The sequence below is a fragment of the Chitinophaga sp. 05T412 genome (assembly GCF_056396465.1).
In genome coordinates, this window is the sequence record NZ_JBFTLN010000008.1 from 69067 (window position 1) to 88968 (window position 19902).

Consider the following 19902-nt stretch of genomic DNA (forward strand, 5'->3'; position numbering starts at 1 on the left):
CTACAGCAGTGATGCAGGGAATATTCACCTATTATTGGCTTCCCGCATAAAGATAACTAGTATTTATAATCGGGCCAGAGTATACTGGTATAGTTGCCTAGTGAGGCGGTGACGATTTGTTGCACGGCGGGGATATCACACCTGCCCGAATCGCGGGTAGCAATAATTTTGTCGGCATATGCTTGCAGCAGGGATGGAGAGGCAATAATAGCGCTCATATCTCCGTGTGCTGGCAGGTTCATGCCGGTAGAGGAAAAGGGCCAGTGCATGGCGGTTTCCCTGATCTGTTGTACCAGCGGATCATCAGGCGCCAGTCCTTTGCTGAGGCTCAGTAAGTCCGGTAGGTATCGCAGGCAAAGATCGGCGCTATAGATGGTGGCGGCGGTTTGGGGCAGGGGGTAGGGTGTCAGCCATTCCTGGATCTGTGCGGCACCTGCGTCCCGTAGCATTGCCAGTTGTACGATCCGGTAAATGTAACCGGCAGACCATAAGGCTGCTGCCGCATCAAAATCCGGTGCTGTACCGGGTATTTCCAGCACATCATGTTGGTAATAGCCGGCCAGTATGATTTGGGTATCCTGTAATTCCTGCGGTGTAAATGGGATCAGTTGATTGACTACAGTCACTTGCCCTTCGCGTACAAGGTGGTTAATAAACGCAGCTAAATTCATAGGTAAACATTTGACAGTTCGCATTCCGCAACAATAGCGGACTACGTTGGCGTGCCAAAATAGTAAAAAAAGTCATAATAAAAAGATGAATGGGATGAAGGGGAAAGCTAAAAGTCATATCGCTTACATCTTCCCAGGTCTTTTTAAAACAAAAAATCAGTGTAATCAGTCTAATCCGGAAAAAGACAAAATCCGCTCAGGTCAATCGCCTCAACAGCTTTGTGTCTTCAGCTCTCAGCTTCTTTCCACGTCTGGGCCAGAAACACATAATCGTCTATGCTCCCGGTGGCAACAATTGTTTTGCCGGCCAGGGGCATGAGTGGATTTTGCATAAAGGGATTAGCGCCGGCAGGACGTATCAGATAGTCGCCCTGGTCTGTAACCAGGAATACGCCGAGGTGTTCACTTTTACTGTGTTTGCCGAAAGTGCGTAGCACCAGGCGTCCGGTGAGTGTAATGAAGGGATTACTTTTATCCCTGTTGGTGTTATCTGCTGACATATTCACGATACCCCAGTATTTGATTATTTTTTTCTTTCACCACTACTACCTTGGTTAAAGGTATTTCCCCGATGGTGGCAGATTCCGAAAATACATGAAATTTTACAGATGGCATGGAGTTGCCGTCTGTATGATTCTTTTTTCTGTTGACAAAGATTTTTGGTGCGCGGTCTTTAGCGAAGTTTTTTTCATCCAGCAACTGATGCATAGCGGTATGCAGGGCAGGATCTGTGGCGTGTGTGTCATCAGAGGGATGTGGAACGGCGATAAAATCATCCAGCATTTTGCCTCTGGCTTCCAGGTTGTCACGGCGGTTTTGCAGTGTATTCACAAATGGCTGTTCGGCGGCCGTCGTGCTGGGATCTTTTTGGTTGATCACTGGTTGCCAGGATGGGTCACCGAGCAGGTAGAACTGTGCCGCTGTTTTCAATTCGTAGGGGTCCAGGGTGGGGCCCATTTCATGGAGAAACCGTTGCCTCGCTTCCAAAAGCGCTCTGCCGGTAGAAGCCCCGTTTAATACGTTGATCACAAAAAACTGTGTCAGCAAATCTGCCAGCCCCTGGCCGGTAGGCGGGCCATAAGCAATATTGGAGCTGCCAACAAAAGCCAGCGCATGATTGAGCAGGTAGCTGTTCGCCATACTCATTCTTTTGGCACTGTTTTTCTTTGGATCGAATAACTGTCCGCCATAGCAACATTCTGCCGCTACAATAGTACCAGGTGTAATTTTATCCGTAAGTCCATCCGACCGTAGCGCCAGTGGAAAATCCCCGGCTTTCTGACCGTAGTAAGAGGGATTGTTAATAGCGCCATGACAGTTGATGAAATGTGTTTTAGCCTGTAATTGGGCCGCAGTCCAGTTGGTACCGGTGAGGGCGGCATCTCCCGGAAAAACCAACAGGCTGTTATGATTACCAAAAATGTTCTTTAGACTATTCTGCGTAGAGTCCTGCCAGTCGAAGGTACTCAGGGAAAAGTAAGGCTGGTAATCGCCCGGTTCCGCAGGCGTTGCCACCAGTATATTGGTGATAAGGGTATGCAGATAACCGGGGTCGTTCACCGCCGGAATATCCGGTAATCGCCCTACTACGCGGGTAGGGGAAATGAATTTTCCGGGATCGGTATCATAAGGGGTATCGCAGGCATAGGGCAGATCACTGGGGATGTTTCCATCAGGATCGTTGTCGCCCGGCAGCAGATTTTTTAAACGTTGAAACGGGATGATATCCTGGGCGCCTATCAGCAGGAGATATCCTGGTGAATAAAAGCGGTACAGGTCATCAATCGCTTTCTTATTTTGCGCGTCATCCGTGTTGTCTGTCACAGGAGTAGCCTGACAGGCTTGCATTTGCACCGGATCATCTAAGAAAATAATATGTGCATCCAGGTGCCGGTTGTTATCAAACGCCTGCAGCGCGGTTAAATCATCCAGTATCTGCTGGTGCGTTTCCCCATATTTTTGTTGCAGGGCTGTTTTGTTGGTTATAATGAGTTTTGTAGTCAGCATATGTATATTGGGGGATGCCATAGTATCCTTATTAGCGATCAAAAATATTGAATTAAAGGATAATTAGCTACCCATGCTGCAACAATATTATTGTTTCACTCCGCATCCTATTTGCATACTGAAAAAGTAAACCGTATTTTTCTGGGAATCTATGCAGCGTTTATGAAAAAATTCCACGGCCTTTTCGTTTGTTTATTGCTGATTGCAGCGCAGGTGCAGGCACAGGTGATGGCCAGCTTCCTTGTGAAAGCGGGTAATTTTCCGAGAAATAACAGTATCGTATATACGACATTGCCGGCTGCCGCCGGTAATACCCCCGTGAGCATGGAAGAAATCAGAGATGGAAAACGTATACCCGTTGCCGTTAACGTGTATAAAGGTCAGCTCAGCTGGATCATGGAGGGCATCACTCCTGCCGGCACGGAGCGGAAATATGAGCTGAAAGCAGGCATGCCGGTTACGCAACCGGTGATGAAAACCGTTTTAGAAAACGGACACCTGCTGCTGGAAGAGCAGCAGCAACCCATTCTCCAATACAATTTTCAAACGGTGGCCGCACCAGCAGGCGCAGATACGGTGTATAGCCGCAGCGCCTTTATTCACCCGCTCTGGGCGCCAAATGGGGTAGTGCTTACCAATGTATTCCCCAATGCCGGCCACCTGCATCATATGGGCATCTGGAACCCGTGGACGCATACGTTGTTTGAAGGCCGGGAAACTGATTTCTGGAATGTGCAGAAGAAAGAAGGTAAGGTGCGTTTTAACGGCGACCTGGAAACCCTGTCTGGTAACGTTTGGTGCGGCTTCAGCGCCGGCCAGGACCATATTGCTTTTCTGAAAGATGGTACCGAAAAAACGGCTATCCGGGAAACGTGGCTGGTACAGGCTTATCCCGCTACGAATGAGGGCTCCCGCCGTCAATGGGATTTTACTACTACCTTCTCATCTGCTACTGCTAATGGCATTACATTGCTGCAATATCGCTATGGTGGAGGATTTGGACTTAGAACTACACCGGAGTTTACCGCTCAAACCAGCCAGGTACTGACGTCTGAAGGAAAGAATCGCAATGAGGCCGACAGTACCCGTGCGCGTTGGGTGAAAATATCAGGCACTACCGCCAAAGGAAAAGCGGGAATGCTGATTATGAACTATCCTGATAATTTTGATTCACCCGAACCGCTGCGCGTTTGGCCGGAAAATATGGAAGGCGGTGAACTCATGTTTAACTATACACCTACCCGTATGAAGGCATGGCAACTTTACCCCGGAGCACGCTACCAGCTGAAGTACAGGGTAATGGTATTTAGCGGCGACATCACCGCTGCAGAAGCAGAGGCTGCCTGGGAAGAGTATGTACATCCGCCGGAAGTACAAATCATCTGATATTGTATTTTGTGATTTCTTTCTTTTTCATTTATTTAGCGCAGTGAATGATTCGAGCAGCTATTAGTAGTTAGCTATTAGCAGTTAGATAAATGCAGCGGAGATGAATTTTGATTGGTAGCAGCGGCGTAACCCCTTGTCACTAACAGCTAACAGCTATTTATAACCCTTAACCATCATCTTAATGAGCAATTTACAGGACCCCCAAAAAGAAGAAGAAATCAATAAATCTACTGAGGAAGAAGATGCGCCGTCATGGGGCGGTGTGATCGTAGGATTGTTGCTGGGCATAGCTGGCATCGTGCTGATCTTCTACCGGTATAAACAATTTCATAGCCCCGGCGATGAAAGTATCAGCATTACCAAAATTGAAATGCTGATTTATAAAGTTACCGGAGAAAGCATCTGGGCGCTGATTGCCGCTTATGCGTTGGTATCCCTGATCGGCTTCTATCTTGCCATCAGTAATTTTACTAAAATGAAGTCTAAATGATCTGACACTATTTTCCTAAACACATACTAAATGAAAAACCTTTCCGAACTGAAAGACATCCTGCTCGACATCCATGAAAAAGATAGAAAGCAGACTATTACTGCCCTTATTACCGCAGAAGTATTAGCAATACTTGTTTTTGGCCTCATCGGCTATTCTATTTTCTCCGGAAAAAGTGGCCAGGCACCTACCTTTGTGCTGTATATCTTATTGTTCTTACCAATAGGCGTGCTGATTCCCTATCTCATTATGTTATACGGGGCTAAAAAACGTCCGGAGAAAATCCACGATTTCATCAGCCGTCTCGAGAAAGGAGAAGCGGTGAATAACGTTGACACCTATACGGATTATAAGTTGACGCTGCCGCTGCGCATTATCAGACTACGCTTGTTTCCCATGGAATATGCACATATAAGGATCGGGCAAAGCCGCTCGTTTTTCAAGCTGCCTTTATCGGCCGAACACGTACAGCCTTTTAAAGCATTGATCAGTCAGCAGGCCCCGGTAGCCAGCTCTATAGGTGGCGCTTCTGCCAATTGGTCTTCTAACTGATAAGGGTATATGAAAACATTGGAAGAATATAACAGCTTCCTGGACCAGCAGCTCCATGACGAGCTGCTGGCCATGGAAAAGCAGCGCAAGTCCGGCCGTAACTGGATGCGTTGGATGTGGGTGGCCTGCCTCATTCCTTTTGCCATCTTCGTTTTTTTTATCGTTCGTTTTTCTACCCAACCCCACACCGATAGCAACAGCAACCCTACCTTACTGATCATTGGCCTGGTGGTCCTGGTTTCATTAAGTGGTTATGCCATCAGCTATTTTATGATGAAGGGAAAGGGAATGAATGATGCAGTGGATTTTCAACATGATTTTAAAAACAGGATTGTTAAACCCATCATCGGTTTCATTAATCCGGCATATACCTATCAGCCCCTCAATTATGCCAGTTATGCCGAGTTTACAGAACATGGCCTGTTTGCGCTAAAGGATTACCGCATCACCGGCAACGACCAGATCTATGGCAAAGCAGGAGATATGAATTTCCAGTTTTGTGATTTGCTGGTAACGCATACGCCACTCATTACGGTACGCGGTCAGGGCCCCGATACTGTTTTCTGCGGCAGCTATTTCATTGGCCAGTTCCCGCGGTATTTCAGCACACCTGTGTATATCATTTCCCGTAACAGTACCATGGAAAGCCTGTTTTCCAGTACCGCCACCGACAATGGATTTATTCAAACCTGGGATCTTGGTAAAAAGGTGTTGCCAGCAGATACCGCTTTTAATAAATTATTCATGGTCTATGCACCAGACACCAACGAAGCGCAACAACTGCTGACACCGGTATTAATGGGAAAAATTATCCAACTGCAGGAACGTAGCAGCGCAAAGTTGTTTATTTCTTTTTATAACAACCGCGTCTATGTTGGCATTGGTCACGGTACGGATTATTTTGAAACCACCCTTCACAAGTCTTTACAGGACCGGGAGTTATTGAAAAATTTCTACCTTGATTTCGTATCCTTGTTACAGTTAGCCGAAGACCTGAAGTCAAATACTGGTATCTGGACCTCTCACGCATTTTCCAGGTCATAATTTTTTTTAGGGAGATGAATAATGCATAGTACCTATTTAATAGGTAGACATCCTCCCCATTATGTTGGATCAAGAAAAGCTTTTTCTGCCTGGTTTTTGCGTCAAAAAATAAATTTAATTAATATGTTACGATATTTTTTGTATTTGGTGTAACTGCCGATGGTGGCTTGTTTGGTAGGTATGCGCCTACGAATAATATCCGGTTATGTACAGATTAAGCGTGCTGGACATAGTTTTTTTTCAGATTGAATTCTACGTAAATGTTTTCGCTGTATCTTTACCACGCTCTGTAAGCGGAGCACCCATATAGTAATTGTAATTGTTAACTTAATAATAGAAAAACCTGGAATCATCCAAATGACCCTGTCAACATTAACCATATTTGGCCCTGCATTGCAATCTGCAGTAAAGATTGCATCAGCCATTGCAAAAGATTATCATCATCCGCAGTATACACCTGCACATTTGCTGCGCGCCTGTTTGCATAAGGAAACAGGGCTGGTAACTGCATTGCATCAGCTGAACTTTGACGTGTACTACCTGGAAGAATGGGCCGAAGTGCGATTGGATGAAATGCCCAGATCTCCCCGCATCACCGATGATCCCACTCCGGATGAAGCCGCAGCAGCCGTATTGAATGAAGCACTTAGTCTCACCAACGATAATGAAGAAGCAGACGCCTGGAGCCTGCTCACTGCACTGTGTACACCTGGCGTAGGGTTTTCTTACGAACAACTGAAAACATTTCCTTTTACCCGGGAGCAATTAAAAGCAGCCGGTAAAAGTGGAAAAGATACACCACCAGAAACCAATACAGGGAAAGGGATCAAGCCCGGTGCGCTCAAATATGTATACCGCATCACTGATCCGCAGCTGTTGAAAACGTTTCACCCCGTAATCGGCCGTGATGGCGAAATACGGGCTATCACGGAAGTGCTTACACGGAAAGACCGCGCCAATGTATTGGTGATTGGAGAAGGGGGAGTCGGTAAAACCGCTTTGGTAGAAGGATTGGCGCGTGCTATTGTACAAAAGGAAGTGCCACTGTCTTTGCAGTCCTCCCAAATGTATGCGCTCGACTACGGCGCTTTTATAGCCGGGGCCGCTTATAAAAATGAATTAGAAGATCGCCTGTTGCAAATTATTCAGCAACTGAAACAAACGGGCAGGCATATACTTTTTATCGATAACCTGCACAGCCTGCTTGATAAACAATCCGGCGGCGGAATGGCCAATGTGCTGAAAGCAGCACTGGGTCAGGGTGAAATAGTGCTCATCGGTACTACTACGCCCGAAAGTTTCCGTAAGCTGATAGAACCGGATGCCATGTTACGGCACCGTTTCGAAACCCTCACGCTGGCAGAACCCGACGAAGTGCTGGCAGGTCGCATGATTCATGCCATTGCCCCGATATATGAAAACTTTTACCAGCTGCAGTTGTCACCCGAAAGCATACACGAAGCCATCCGGTTATCACGGCGCTATGTAAAAGAAAGATGTTTGCCGGACAGCGCTATCAACCTGCTGGATCGTACCATGGCGGCTATACGCGCCATGCAGGATACAGGAGTATCCCTCTCTCAAAGCCTGCAAACTTCCTTTGCAGAGATCAGTAGTAAGGAAACCGTACTGGTGGAAGATTTGCAATGGTTCTATCGCCAAATGACGGAACGCCTCGGCGCCCTGCTGACGGCCAGGCTGCATATGGCGGAGGATGTTGCTAAAATGACCGCAGCGGAATTGCAACCTTACCTGCAACAATTACTGGAGCAGCTGGAAGTAGCTACTGCCACACAGCAGCAGGCTGTGAATCCGGTAGACCTGGCCACCATGATTGCCGCTATCACCGGTATCCCATTGGGAAAAGTACAGTCCGGAGAAAGGGAGCGACTGGTGAACATGGAAGCACAGCTACGCAAAAGAGTAGTGGGACAGGATCATGCACTCAAAGCAGTAGCAGATGCCATACTGGAATCCAGGTCAGGCCTGAGCCGCCCGGGACAGCCCATTGGCTCCTTCTTTTTCCTGGGCCCCACCGGTACCGGAAAAACGGAACTGGCGAAATCGCTCGCTGACTTCCTGTTTCAGGATGAGCGCAGCATGATTCGCTTTGATATGTCAGAGTTTAAAGAAGAACACGCGGCCGCCCTGCTGTATGGTGCGCCTCCGGGATATGTGGGATATGAAGAAGGCGGACTGCTGGTAAATAAAATACGGCAACAGCCCTACGCAGTAGTACTATTCGACGAAATTGAAAAGGCACATCCTTCTGTGTTTGATATCTTTTTGCAGATCATGGACGAAGGAAAGCTGCATGACCGTCTTGGTAAAACAGGCGATTTCTCCAATGCGCTCGTATTGTTTACATCGAATATCGGCAGTGAGGTGATTGCGAAGTCGTTTCAGGAAAATGTGATCCCCGCATCGCAACAGCTGATGGAGTTGATGGCCCGTCACTTCCGGCCGGAATTCCTGGGTCGGTTAACGGAGATTGTTCCATTCGGACCTATTCAACAGGCGAACGTAGAAAAGATATTTGATATCCATTTACAACATTTGTTGCAGTTGCTAACTCAGCAAGGTATACAACTGAATGTATCTGCACCGGCGCGGCAGCAACTCGCACTGATGGGGTATTCTCCACAGTATGGCGCAAGGCCGCTGCGGGAAGTGATCCGGGGACAGTTGCGCAAGCCGCTGTCGCGCATGATCATTGAGGGGCACCTGCGGAAAGATATGACGGTAACACTGGATATAAAAAATGAGCAGTTAGACTGGACCATAAATTGATTGTCAGATTCCAAAATTCTAAATTCTATATCAAATGAATGACAACTACGGAATTGGCGGCACAGAAGTGAAGCTGGACGCCAACGAAGCCATCGCGGAGATATCGCATAACCGTACCTTGTTTGCTGAAAAGTTAACCCAGCAGGCGCCTGTTAAACCTGAAATTGTGGAAGGGCTTACTTCCGTAGAAGCTGTTTTTGAACACTTCAAACCGGCCGTAAATGTATCCTTTCATGATGCAGAAGGCCGTACGGTTCCAGAAAAATTACAGTTCCATCACCTGGGTGATTTCGGTGTAAAAGGAATTACGGCGCAAAGCGCTTTCCTGAACGACCTGGCTACGGAAAAGGAGCAATACCTGAAAATTATGAAACAACTGAAAACGAATAAGATCCTGAAATCAGCACTGGCTGATCCCGATGCCCGCAAAGCTTTACTAGGCGCCATTCGCGGCATGATGAACGACCTTAATACCAAATAATTAACGGTTCCCCCCAATCCAGGAACATAACCTTACTGATTATGGCAGAATTACAGAAAAACCAGGAGCTGCAAAATGATGGCCTGTCGTCACAACAGGAAGTTAACCTCAGCGGAAATATTGAAGATCTTGCAAAATATGGTGGCTTCGATCTATTGGAAGGCACTATTGAAGGTGCGCAAAACCTTAACCCCGAAAGGAAAGCGCGCCGTAATATATTTTTAACGGAAGCAGGTAAGAAAGCAGAGAGAGAAAAACTAAAGAAAGTATTATCTCTCTGGGAGAAAATGTTGTCCGAAACAACAGAGCTGCCTGAAATGGTAGACTACTGCACTTCCCATGCGGAAGAAGCAGGAAAGGTACTGTCGGCCAACCTCGGGGAAGCAGTGGATTCCACCAGAGAACTGGAACAGTCGTACCGCAACGTGGCACTGTTCTACAAGAATACCGAATCCGATAAAGTAAAGAACATTTCCTTTATCAACGTGGAATTGGAGCAGCTGAAAGACCTCGATAACACCCGCTTTATTGACGCTGTTAGTAATGAGCTGGTGAGTAATTACGACCGGTTGGACCTGCGTACCAACTATAGCCTGCTGGTAATCCCCGGCTATCTGGGCTCTAACAAAGTGATTGAGAAATGGGCCAAAATTGCCCACGAAAATAAAGCGATGCTGGTCACCGACTTCGCTCACCTGGATGCCCCGGATGATGTGATGGAAATGTTTGAACTGGCTAACCTGACTGGTGGGGAAATACATCGCTCCAATGTCATCATGTCCTGCAACTGGCTGGTAGGCCGTGGCAAATTTGATGAAGTAGGAGAGCAGGATCACCTTTACGTACCTCCTTCCGGTGCGCTGGCAGGAAAAATCTATAAAACCCTGATGTCGCAGGTGACCGCTGGTAAGAAATTCGGCGGCATGAACGAAGTGGACGGGGTGAAATTTGAATTGAAGAAAAGCGAAATTGCCAGCCTGGAAAAAATGGGACTGGTGCCCATGGTGAAAGAATATGGCAAAGTAATGGCCTTCAGCGCCAAAACATTGTTTAACGGAGATAACCTGGGATTGCAGACCTACTCGGTAGTACGTGTATTCGATTTCGTGACCAAGGTGCTGATGGACTTCCTGAACCGCCGGGCTTTCGAAAACTTCAATGCCAATACCCGCAAGGACCTCATGAAGCAGATCATCCGTTTCCTGGATGGCATCACGGGACCGGATAAACTGATTGAAGACTTCAACATCCGCCGTTTTGAACAGGACCCGATCCAGAAAGATCGTATTCACCTGGATATCCATCTGAAGCCTTACTTCCCGGCCAAAAACTTCCTGATCAAAATGGAGGGCCAAAAAGGCGATGAAGCTACAGATTGGGATACTACCTACGAACAAGATGGTAAATAATCCTTTTAGGGCAGCTTTCGGGCTTACAACGGTATTTATAACTACCGGCTGGATGCCCGAAAGCTGCCCGCATAAAAATATCCCTACATTTTTTAAAGGTAAAAGCTGACGTAACGATGAAACGAGTGCTGTGCAGTCTACTGCTTTGTTTGTTAATCACAGGGCTGTCTGTAAATGCCCAAACAGGTACTGATAGTATCCTGACCACCAAAGGCGCGGTAACACTGATTACCTCTGGTGCCCCCATCACTACTTTCCAGATTGGCGACGGAAAGAACACGGACTATGACTATCGCATTGTAGACGGTAATATGGTATTTCTACGGCCCATCACTGCGGCCCCGCATCCAACCAACCTGATTGTACGGGAAGGAGAAAATATTCATTACATGATCATCGCCTATCGCGATAAGGCAGATTTAGCGCGACTGAAATATACTTTATCTGGCAAGCCTAAAACTACCGGCGCCTTCACCACACCCGAAGCAACACCTCAGGCTCCCCGCGCCGGCAGAGGAGAACGGAGCGGCGATGACCAGCTGACCAATCTTCCAGAAGAAACGGGTAACCTGATCAGCGTGGACACCGTTACCGTAGGTAAAATTGCCAGCGACTTCGGCAAGGATCATAAAGTAAACCACCAATACGAAGTGAAAGTAGACGGCGTGAGCCTGGGATATGCACAAGCCATGACCCTGAGCAATATGAACTATTTCAGCTTCCACATCCGGAACAAAGGGAAAGAACCCTTCGAGATTTTAAAAGCGAGTCTGATTCATAAAGAGAAAAAGGATACCTCTTTGTTGCATACCATGCCTATCCTCTACAGAAAAGGGCCCGCGGTTATAGCCCCCAAAGAGGACGCCAGCGAAGTGTATGTAGTGCCGTCCAAACAATTCAAAAAGGAAGATGAAATTATCATCGTACTGCAAACAACCCAGGGGAAACAACAGGTAGTATTATATCTGCCGGTAACGGTACTCCCCAAATATATGTTGGCTAAGCAATGATCAAACGTCTTTTTCTGATAGTAGGATGCCTCTTGTTGCTGGCCTTTTCCGGCCAGGCACAGCAGATAGATTTCTGCGGAGAAGTAGTTCCTATGGAAAGAGATTTCGTTTCCTTCCGGCTGATGGATGTGATTAAACGCAACCTGCGCTACCAGGGTTACCTGCCCGCGTTGCGGGGAAAGGCTGAACTATATTTCCCGGTCATAGAACCCATCCTGCAACAATATCAGGTACCATTAGATTTCAAATATCTGCCTATTGTGGAAAGCGGATTGAGTAATGCTACTTCTCCGGTAGGTGCACAAGGCGTATGGCAAATTATGCCAGGAACGGCAGCAGACCTGGGACTCACGGTAAGCGCCGGCTATGATGAACGCAATCACCTGATCAAAGCTACCCATGCCGCCTGTAAGCTGATACGTATGCTGCATGATCAGCTACACTCCTGGACATTGGCCGCGGCAGCCTATAACGCCGGATCGGGTAACATCTCCCGAAATATAAAACGGCAGGGGAGCAGCGACTATTATCAGCTGCTACTGAACAATGAAACCGCCCAGTATATTTACAAAATCATTGCTATCAAACAGCTTTTCGAAAGCCCCGAGCTATATATGCCCGGCTTTGGTTACAATGTATTCAGCAAAAATACCAATAATGGTTCCGTGTTCGCTACACCTGCGCCCGTAAATAAATCAGGGGATAAAGATTTTAACACCATCCGTATTGCTATCGGCAAAGCAGCGCCCGCAAAATCAGGTACAGCGGTATATGCAGCCCGCCTGCAAAATAACGCCCACTTCGAAGATGGACAGCTGGTGAGTATTCAGCTACTCGACGACCTGCAGGCTAACGGGGTGTATATCAGTAAAAATTCCAGTCTTTCCGGAAAGGGCTGGCTGGTCAGCAACCGCGTATATGTAGATCTTGGTTTCGGGAACACGATAGTATTATATGCGGCAGATGGGAAAAAAGGCGTACCGGCGGATTTGCTGAAAACCGGTGGGCCGGTGCAGCTGCGTGGAGTAGCCGATCATAAAAGCACAGTGTGGGACAATCGTGTACCCGGAATGCAGCTGGCAATGCAAAGTGTTAAGATCCAATGAATGCTTATCAGTTGTTTCAACAGGTATCAACGTGGAGAAGTTATCGCGCCTGTTGGTGGTAGATTGTTATTGCTGCAGCGTGAATGTTGGAAAATATAACCACATCAGAGGAAGAATGGGTCAGGCTAAAACAGGATCACTAAAAAAGTGAAACGTTATCAACCAGCCTTCCGCTGATCAATAACGTGCCTGTCGTATACATATGGCATGGATTTATGCCAGCACTTCATTGATAAATACCCGGTAAGGAAACGTATTACTGGATTTCTCTTCCAGCTGTAACAGCAATTCCTCTTTCATATAGTGAAGGTTAGCTACGGGATAACGCTCAGTCGGTTGATGCAAGGTAATCCGGATATCCAGCGTACGACTGTATCCTGCCCCATCGCCCGGTTGCAGCGCAATGCCTTTTACAATAGCCGCCGTTTTCATTTCTTTTCCAAAGATAGTTTTGCAGAGGCCCTTGATATCTTCCGGTGTCACAATGCGGTTATGCGATAATAAATGAGAACGGTACAAATTGATTTTTTCATCAATGTTGAGCCGGTCTTTGCCGCCCTGCGTATTGGTGAGTAATGTAATGGTATTGGGCCTGGTATTGATGCTGCCATATTCCAGCAGGCGGGTACCCATCCGGATATTATTGGCGGCGGTGCCGTTAGTGGAATAAAATTCTATGAAAATGTATTCTGCATTTTCTTTTGGCTTCACCATCACATAGGGGATGTTGCCTTTGTTGGCACTGGGTTGCAGCTGCTCTTCCAGAGAAGCAATGAGCTGATGTAATTCCCGCATGCGGTTAGTGACATAATCATTCTTCACTTCTTCAAACAGGGAGCTTTCATCCCGGATTACTTCCACGAGGTAGGCAATCACTTCTTTGGCTTCACGGGTATCAAAGCGACCGATGCCACTGCTACGGATCACCAGCTCGCCTTCCTGCATTTGGCCGGCAGTAGAGAAATTGCGCACATAGTAGTCGGCGCCTTCCAGATCGTATACGCGTTTGATATCGAAAAAGATATCCGGCGTTTGCATCGGAATGATGTTCAGGTAACGATTCAGCTTCATCGACTGCTCGTTATTCTTTTTGTTGATAACAGGAAAGCAGTTGATGCTGCAGTAAAGATCTTCCAGCAAAGTATGGTGCAGCGCTTCCGGAAATTCTATACGCAGCCACTGTACTTCTTTGTTGAGCCGGTTACTCTCAGTTCCGAAAATACGTTGCAGTGTTTCTGGGAGGCCAGGCGCGCCGGCAGGCGGTGCGTCTGTAACCGTGAGGAAATGGCGCCGGAAACGTTGCAGTATATGTTGACTGTAGCGGGCGTTGTTATTCACCGCCACCTGTATCATGCTGTCTACTTCTTCTTCGGCGGCACTGCKACTATGATGGTAGCCTGCTTTTACAGACACTTCTTTATCATTCAAAAATACGCGGGCCAGTGGCAGGTAGTGATAAAACATTTCCTGCTGGTGAATATTGCGGAGGTCAAAGAAAAACGACATGCCTTCCCAGGAATGGGCTACTTCGTCCATCAGTAAACCTATCCACAAGTGGTTAGGAGCCATGTCCGGAAAGGATTGTCCCTGGAGGATTTGTTCTTTGAACCAGTTATCGCGTGTTTCGTATAATTTGTTGCCGATGCTCAGGTATTGCACCTGGCCGCGGAAAAGCCGGTGATGGGTAACGGGCGAAAAGAAAATATCGCGGCTATGGGCGCCGGCTTTGGTATGTTGATAAAACTGATGATCCGCATGAATATCTGCTACAGGCTCAGTGGCAATGGCATGCAGGATACCATAAGCAGGCTGACTGCTGGTGATAGGTTCCGGCATCATGATCTGAGCTAGCCTTTCCACCAGTCGTGCGTGTGAAACATCCACTTCGCCAGAAATTTTTTCCAGTTCGCTGGCGCAGGCTTCCAGCAGCAGTTGCACTACCGGGTCAAAAGAGGTTTCCACTTCTGCATCGGGGTATCCCCAGAGGCGGGCAGCGGTTTTGAGCATCCGGTCTTTTATTCGTTCTTTCTTTTCTTTCATGAGTGGCGTTAATAAACAAATGATTAATCGTACGACAGGGGGCTGATGTAGAAGAAGCTGCTGTATTGAAATGGGTTATTGTTTTTGGCAATGGTGCCGGTAACAGTGACCCGGATTTTCTTCTTCATTTTGCGGGTGGCTGGCATCAGTAGTTCTTCCTGGTTCACAGCGGCCACTACCCTTATCTGTGCAATTCTTTTTTCATAGCGAACAACAGATGCTTTTACCGCGCTTTCTATTTGTTCTTTTACTTCATTGTTGGAGGCTTTGATATCAAAGTCGCTGTCCCACCACTGKCAGCCATATTGGGCGTCATCTTTATTTTCTCCCAATACAGTGGTAATCAGCAGGTGAATATGTTGTTCAATAGATTCTTCCAATGCAATGGCTGGCATATCTTTTTTTTGCAGCAGCTGCGAGAAGTCTATTGGTAGCTTATAATATTTTCCTTTCATGATAGTGGCTTAAAATATGCCCAACACTTTTTTACGATCGTACATGATCAGGATCTCATTGATACAGCCATCGGGTGTTTTAGTGAGATTGACCCTTTCTATCTTAAATTTCTTCTTGCCATAAATGCGGGAGCAGAAATGGGAGAAGTTATCTACATCGTTAGCATTCAGTACTACCCTGGCATTCATATTATTACAGAGGTACTGCGCGAAATCTGCAGCGCTCTTTTGTTTTTGTGTTACCTGAATCAGGAGATATTTGAATTCCTCATCCGAGATAGAAGGCTTCTTTTCCGGTGCCGGCGCAGGCGCTGGGGCCGGTGCGGGTGCAGGAGCAGGGGCGATATAGGGCTCTGGTGCGTCCGGGCGTTCCACCGGGCGGGCAGGGAATACGGTAATATGTTTCAGTACCATATGGCTGCTGTCGCCGTTAATGATCAGTGATAATGTTCTTTCGCCGGGAGAGGAGAAAGTATAAGTAACGGAGGAGCCGGTATGTACTTCTGCGTTATCCTGCAGCAGGTGCCAGTTCCATTTGGTGGCGGATGGTGTTTTATTGCTGAACGTAACGGGGCGTCCGGCAAATGCTTCAGAAGGGCCGTCAATTAAGGGGAATACGTCTGCATTGTTGTTGACAGCAGTAGTTGGTATATTCATCACTACCAGTACTTCCTTATTCCAGGTACATTTCCCGGAGGTCAGTGTAACAACGTAGCTGCCAGCTTTATTGAAGGAGTGGTATACCTGTTTACCGGTAGCTTTCGCACTGGAGTCGCCAAATTCCCAGGTATAGCTGCCTGTTTTTTTATCGTGATTGTCTGCATTAAATGTAATGACTTCTCCTACTGCATATGCTTTGCTGTTGCTATTTTGTATATGACTGAGTGTGATATCAGTATTGCTGCAGTCTTCCCTGCCATCCATCTGAAAGGCAAGCAGTACAACGCTGATGAGGAACAGGCCAAGGAATGTCCACAGCACCATGGGATCTACGTGACTGGCAATTTTACCAAAAGGTCGGAATGAGTTAACCTTACGTTCATTTTCGGGTTTACGGGGGGCCATCGGTTTTTCAGGTTTTTACAATTCAGATTTTTACAATTTTAGTGTTTTTTTGGATAAATTGCTAAAGTTAATTCACCTGAAAAAAAATTTCCCTGGGTTCAAAATTTAAGCCACAATAAATAAAAGCAATCCCCTATTTTTGTTGCTGGAGTTGTTAGCCCGGAACCATAGACGAATGATAGTTATGCTAACGGTAGATTAGCTGGATAAGAAAAACCTAAATCAGACCTTATGGTTAATAATGCAGAGAAGGCTGCCGCACTGGATGAGGTGATTGATCATGTCAACGCTTTACCCTACGATGTTAGGGCGGAAGTGGTGGTAGGGGAGTTACTGGAGAATCATGTGCGGGAAGAAGAGGTGGTAGTACAGATGAAGAATGTATTTACCCGTTCGTTTACCACAGATATTACTCATGTAAAACTGGATGATAGTCAGCCTTATCAGCCGTTTATTAATTTTTCTCTTTCGCGGGATGGTATTTATGATCGTTTACCGCAGGGTATATTTCATGAGTTTAAACAGGAGCCTTCTGCGCGGCAGAGCGGCGTCACGGAAATGGTGACCCGTTATAAGAAGCAGCAGCAACAACAGCAGCAGGCCCGCAGGTTCTTTCAACCACTGGAGAATGAGTTTTTTCTGCAGCGGGTATATCTGGAGCAGCGGGAAAAGCATTTGTTGTTTGATGTATTTGGGAAAGATGCCGACCAGTTGTTCCATGTGTTCTGGAACCTGCCGGAAGGACTTCCCGCAGCGGCAGCGAACAGATTAGTGAAGCTGTTGCCCTATATGCATCATATAGCCGGCAATATGACCCTCGTGAAGTTGTGTCTGGAACAGGTGTTTGAAGAGCCGGTCGCTATTTCCATCAACCGGCAACCACAGCTGGTGAGCACCGGAAATACGGTGCCATTAGGAGAATGTGCGTTGGGGGTGGACGCTATGGTAGGGACACAATGCTATACAGATATGCCGGTGTTAACGGTCAGTATTGGTCCGGTTACACGTCAACGTATATACGACTACCTGCCCTGGCAACCTTATGGGAAACTATTGGAAACCTGTTATGGATACCTGCTGCCGGCAGATGTGGAGGTAACCACACAGCTGTTGCCACCAGCAGGAGATAAGCAGGTAGTGATGTCTGACAAGCAGCCTGATCAGGGAATTATGGGATATAATTTTTTCCTCTGAGTAACGACCACTAGCTATTATGGAATTATTTTTGCTATTACCCAGCATCTGAAAAACCAAGAATGATGTTAGTACCCAAACCCGAAAAACCTGGACATACCAAACAGAACTATGAGATACACTGCTAAGTTTTATTTAATGTTGGCCGGCGTTATGGCCATAGGATCTCTTATAGTGGCTTTGCTCAGCAGATACATTAAGAATTTCAGCCTTTACAAAAAGAAAGCACTGTTGTATTTAATGTGTATGACGCTGATATTTGCCGTTATCAGTTCCATCCCTTTCCTGTTTACCCATCAAAACCTAATGAACCAATACTTCTTCTATGAAATATGGTTCCTGGGATTGGGTGTAGTGCATTGCCATTTTATGTATACCCGTTTCTGGGCCAACGAAACTACCCTGGTGTCTGAACTTGCCTTTATAGTGGCCATCTGGCTATTTGGCGGCGTTGGATTTGTGTTGGTCAACCGCTTCCTGGATAAGGATACCTTCCTGTATTATCCCATGCTGACCAGCATGTTCTCTTTTGTACTACCCACTTTTGTATACAAAACTTTTGAACGGATGATGTCCATTCCGGTGAAGGTGCATAAGTGGTGGCAATATCCGATGTATAAAGATATGCCGGAAGTAAATGAAGATGAAATGAGAGACCTGATTGTAATTGGACTGGAAATGGAAAAAGGTCCTATGGATAGGAGCCGTACCTATTTCAGGGCGCGTACACCTATTAAAATGGACCTGGGTGATTTGTTCTACCACTTTATCAATGACTATAACGATCGTTATCCCAATACCCCCATTGATTTTGTAGATAACACCGGACAGCCTTACGGGTGGGTGTTTCACCTCAAACCACGTTGGTTCGGGGGGGCTAAAACACTGGACCCGCATAAAGCCGTTTTTATGAATGGTATCAAAGAAAACAGTGTAATTATTTGCAACAGAATTATGTTATCCTAAAAGCAGCGTATTATGGCAGAACCGCTAAAGCATTTCCCCGTTAACTGGGTAGATGGCATGAAGATTAAGAAGCAACATTTTATAGATACCGAAAATGCACTGCTGGATCAGATCAGGGACGCATTGTCCTGTAGCATACATGCACTGAACTACGGCCTGTTACCTCCCAAAGCAGAAAATAAAGAATCACTTCGTTGCTGGTTTGTTACTGATAACCAACATCAGTGGCGTGTTAAATTAACGGAATGCCGGGCGCTAACCCCCGGTGGAGGCAGAATTGAAGTGCCGGAACATACGGTGCACTCCCTGAAATACGCCACTACTTTTCCTGAGGCCACATATACCTGGGACCCGCAGCATACGGAAAGCACTTACTATGTGCTGATACAGGTAAATCCGTTTAACCGGCAACCCAGCGGAGAACCCTTGCTGGATGAAGATCCGCCACGACTCCCCTACGCAACGCCTGAATATCATTTATACATAGCACCTGCTTCTCAGTTGCCTTCCGGTCAGTTGGGTAGCTATCAGATGGTGTTGGGCCGCATTAATGTAGCAGATGGACGCCCTCAGATGGATGATGATTATATTCCGCCTTGTAGTATTGTCAGCGCTCATCCGTCACTGATTGACCTGCATCATGAGCTGGATCAATTTCTGGGGCAAATGGAACTATATGGCGTACACATCGTACAGAAAATTTATGGCAGAAACCAGAACAACGACCTGGCCCTGGTAGTACTTTATATCACTGAGAAAATGGTGCAGTTTCTGGGTACCCGCATCACACAGTTCCGCTGGCTGGGCCTCAATCAGGCGCCTGCGCAGATGTTGGAAGTCATTGCCGGACTGGCCCGCACTATGAAGAATGCTATTGATCAACGCGCCGGTGCCGGAAAAGAAGAATTACTGAACTACCTGTCTGAATGGTGTGAACTGCGGCAGGGAGAACTGGAAACCCTGATGATCAATTGCGCAAATATCCGGTATAAACACCTGGATGTAAGAGAATGCCTGCAGCCAATGATTCCTTTTGTACGGGCAGTCAATAAACTATTTGAAAGCCTGAGCAGACTGGATTATATCGGACGCAAGCAGGACAGCAATATTTTTGTGAAAGAAGAATCCGCAGAAGATGCAGAATACCTGCGTAAACATAAAACCAAACGTTGGTTTTTTACAGATTGATGATCACACCGTATCCCGATAACTCAAAATAAAAACATTCCGCAG

The 19902-nt window shown here is 46.7% G+C and carries 18 protein-coding genes; 12 read left to right on the plus strand and 6 right to left on the minus strand.

Going from position 1 to position 19902, the window contains the following annotated elements; all coding sequences use genetic code 11:
* Positions 1-56: 56 nt before the first annotated feature.
* The 3 genes from AC1DFM_RS18380 to AC1DFM_RS18390 all read right to left on the minus strand — a co-directional run bounded on the left by AC1DFM_RS18380 (position 57) and on the right by AC1DFM_RS18390 (position 2699).
* Positions 57-671, minus strand: a complete 615-nt coding sequence (locus AC1DFM_RS18380) for a hypothetical protein (RefSeq protein ID WP_477078206.1) — start codon at positions 669-671, stop codon at positions 57-59.
* A gap of 227 nt (positions 672-898) precedes the next feature.
* Positions 899-1177, minus strand: coding sequence for a hypothetical protein (locus AC1DFM_RS18385; RefSeq protein WP_477078207.1), 279 nt, complete (start codon positions 1175-1177; stop codon positions 899-901).
* Complete coding sequence (locus AC1DFM_RS18390; protein WP_477078208.1) at positions 1158-2699, minus strand: hypothetical protein; 1542 nt, start codon at positions 2697-2699, stop codon at positions 1158-1160. The genes AC1DFM_RS18385 and AC1DFM_RS18390 overlap by 20 nt, the downstream gene beginning before the upstream one ends.
* Positions 2700-2840: 141 nt before the next feature.
* Between AC1DFM_RS18390 and AC1DFM_RS18395 the strand changes: the two genes are divergently transcribed.
* The 9 genes from AC1DFM_RS18395 (at position 2841) to AC1DFM_RS18435 (ending at position 12949) form a co-directional block, all read left to right on the plus strand.
* A complete protein-coding gene (locus tag AC1DFM_RS18395) occupies positions 2841-4064 on the plus strand; it encodes a DUF6807 domain-containing protein (protein WP_477078209.1) in 1224 nt (407 codons plus the stop codon).
* A gap of 184 nt (positions 4065-4248) precedes the next feature.
* On the plus strand, positions 4249-4557 hold the full coding sequence (locus AC1DFM_RS18400) for a hypothetical protein (protein WP_477078210.1): 309 nt from the start codon (positions 4249-4251) through the stop codon (positions 4555-4557).
* Positions 4558-4587: 30 nt separating this feature from the next.
* Positions 4588-5109: a hypothetical protein gene (locus tag AC1DFM_RS18405; protein WP_477078211.1), complete on the plus strand. Its 522-nt coding sequence runs from the start codon at positions 4588-4590 to the stop codon at positions 5107-5109.
* Positions 5110-5118: 9 nt separating this feature from the next.
* A complete protein-coding gene (locus AC1DFM_RS18410) occupies positions 5119-6153 on the plus strand; it encodes a DUF3137 domain-containing protein (protein WP_477078212.1) in 1035 nt (344 codons plus the stop codon).
* 357 nt (positions 6154-6510) lie between these two features.
* Entirely contained in the window at positions 6511-8943 is a 2433-nt protein-coding gene (locus AC1DFM_RS18415; RefSeq protein ID WP_477078213.1) for an AAA family ATPase, read from the plus strand.
* A gap of 34 nt (positions 8944-8977) precedes the next feature.
* Positions 8978-9424: a hypothetical protein gene (locus AC1DFM_RS18420; RefSeq protein WP_291926650.1), complete on the plus strand. Its 447-nt coding sequence runs from the start codon at positions 8978-8980 to the stop codon at positions 9422-9424.
* Between the two features lie 41 nt (positions 9425-9465).
* Positions 9466-10833 carry a DUF5458 family protein gene (locus AC1DFM_RS18425; RefSeq protein ID WP_477078214.1) on the plus strand — a complete coding sequence of 456 codons (1368 nt, stop codon included), beginning with the start codon at positions 9466-9468 and terminating at the stop codon, positions 10831-10833.
* Positions 10834-10949: 116 nt separating this feature from the next.
* Positions 10950-11843, plus strand: a complete 894-nt coding sequence (locus AC1DFM_RS18430; RefSeq protein ID WP_477078215.1) for a hypothetical protein — start codon at positions 10950-10952, stop codon at positions 11841-11843.
* Positions 11840-12949, plus strand: coding sequence for a lytic transglycosylase domain-containing protein (locus AC1DFM_RS18435; RefSeq protein ID WP_477078216.1), 1110 nt, complete (start codon positions 11840-11842; stop codon positions 12947-12949). The genes AC1DFM_RS18430 and AC1DFM_RS18435 overlap by 4 nt, the downstream gene beginning before the upstream one ends.
* Positions 12950-13162: 213 nt before the next feature.
* Here the strand turns inward: AC1DFM_RS18435 and AC1DFM_RS18440 are convergent, their stop codons facing one another.
* Genes AC1DFM_RS18440 through AC1DFM_RS18450 form a run of 3 tightly spaced genes read right to left on the minus strand, consistent with a single transcriptional unit; the run spans position 13163 to position 16509 of the window.
* Positions 13163-14989 (minus strand): hypothetical protein, encoded by a 1827-nt coding sequence (locus AC1DFM_RS18440; protein ID WP_477078217.1) that lies wholly within the window; start codon positions 14987-14989, stop codon positions 13163-13165.
* 23 nt (positions 14990-15012) lie between these two features.
* Positions 15013-15444: a GPW/gp25 family protein gene (locus tag AC1DFM_RS18445; protein ID WP_477078218.1), complete on the minus strand. Its 432-nt coding sequence runs from the start codon at positions 15442-15444 to the stop codon at positions 15013-15015.
* Between the two features lie 9 nt (positions 15445-15453).
* Positions 15454-16509 (minus strand): PKD domain-containing protein, encoded by a 1056-nt coding sequence (locus AC1DFM_RS18450; RefSeq protein WP_477078219.1) that lies wholly within the window; start codon positions 16507-16509, stop codon positions 15454-15456.
* A gap of 231 nt (positions 16510-16740) precedes the next feature.
* On the opposite strand from AC1DFM_RS18450, the gene AC1DFM_RS18455 reads away from it, so the two are divergent.
* From AC1DFM_RS18455 to AC1DFM_RS18465, 3 genes are all read left to right on the plus strand, one after another.
* On the plus strand, positions 16741-17703 hold the full coding sequence (locus tag AC1DFM_RS18455) for a type VI secretion system baseplate subunit TssG (protein WP_477078220.1): 963 nt from the start codon (positions 16741-16743) through the stop codon (positions 17701-17703).
* A gap of 153 nt (positions 17704-17856) precedes the next feature.
* Entirely contained in the window at positions 17857-18669 is an 813-nt protein-coding gene (locus AC1DFM_RS18460; protein ID WP_477078483.1) for a TssN family type VI secretion system protein, read from the plus strand.
* A 12-nt stretch (positions 18670-18681) separates the two neighbouring features.
* Entirely contained in the window at positions 18682-19857 is a 1176-nt protein-coding gene (locus AC1DFM_RS18465) for a hypothetical protein (RefSeq protein ID WP_477078221.1), read from the plus strand.
* Positions 19858-19902 lie beyond the last annotated feature (45 nt).

What these genes read in the sequence shown, in the direction of transcription:
- AC1DFM_RS18405 (WP_477078211.1), top strand. Translation starts at nt 4,588, where the DNA reads ATGAAAAACCTTTCCGAACTGAAAGACATCCTGCTCGACATCCATGAA.
- AC1DFM_RS18465 (WP_477078221.1), top strand. Translation starts at nt 18,682, where the DNA reads ATGGCAGAACCGCTAAAGCATTTCCCCGTTAACTGGGTAGATGGCATG.
- AC1DFM_RS18380 (WP_477078206.1), bottom strand. Translation starts at nt 671, where the DNA reads ATGAATTTAGCTGCGTTTATTAACCACCTTGTACGCGAAGGGCAAGTG.
- AC1DFM_RS18450 (WP_477078219.1), bottom strand. Translation starts at nt 16,509, where the DNA reads ATGGCCCCCCGTAAACCCGAAAATGAACGTAAGGTTAACTCATTCCGA.
- AC1DFM_RS18425 (WP_477078214.1), top strand. Translation starts at nt 9,466, where the DNA reads ATGGCAGAATTACAGAAAAACCAGGAGCTGCAAAATGATGGCCTGTCG.
- AC1DFM_RS18455 (WP_477078220.1), top strand. Translation starts at nt 16,741, where the DNA reads ATGGTTAATAATGCAGAGAAGGCTGCCGCACTGGATGAGGTGATTGAT.
- AC1DFM_RS18400 (WP_477078210.1), top strand. Translation starts at nt 4,249, where the DNA reads ATGAGCAATTTACAGGACCCCCAAAAAGAAGAAGAAATCAATAAATCT.
- AC1DFM_RS18415 (WP_477078213.1), top strand. Translation starts at nt 6,511, where the DNA reads ATGACCCTGTCAACATTAACCATATTTGGCCCTGCATTGCAATCTGCA.
- AC1DFM_RS18390 (WP_477078208.1), bottom strand. Translation starts at nt 2,699, where the DNA reads ATGGCATCCCCCAATATACATATGCTGACTACAAAACTCATTATAACC.
- AC1DFM_RS18395 (WP_477078209.1), top strand. Translation starts at nt 2,841, where the DNA reads ATGAAAAAATTCCACGGCCTTTTCGTTTGTTTATTGCTGATTGCAGCG.
- AC1DFM_RS18435 (WP_477078216.1), top strand. Translation starts at nt 11,840, where the DNA reads ATGATCAAACGTCTTTTTCTGATAGTAGGATGCCTCTTGTTGCTGGCC.
- AC1DFM_RS18410 (WP_477078212.1), top strand. Translation starts at nt 5,119, where the DNA reads ATGAAAACATTGGAAGAATATAACAGCTTCCTGGACCAGCAGCTCCAT.
- AC1DFM_RS18460 (WP_477078483.1), top strand. Translation starts at nt 17,857, where the DNA reads ATGGCCATAGGATCTCTTATAGTGGCTTTGCTCAGCAGATACATTAAG.
- AC1DFM_RS18420 (WP_291926650.1), top strand. Translation starts at nt 8,978, where the DNA reads ATGAATGACAACTACGGAATTGGCGGCACAGAAGTGAAGCTGGACGCC.
- AC1DFM_RS18430 (WP_477078215.1), top strand. Translation starts at nt 10,950, where the DNA reads ATGAAACGAGTGCTGTGCAGTCTACTGCTTTGTTTGTTAATCACAGGG.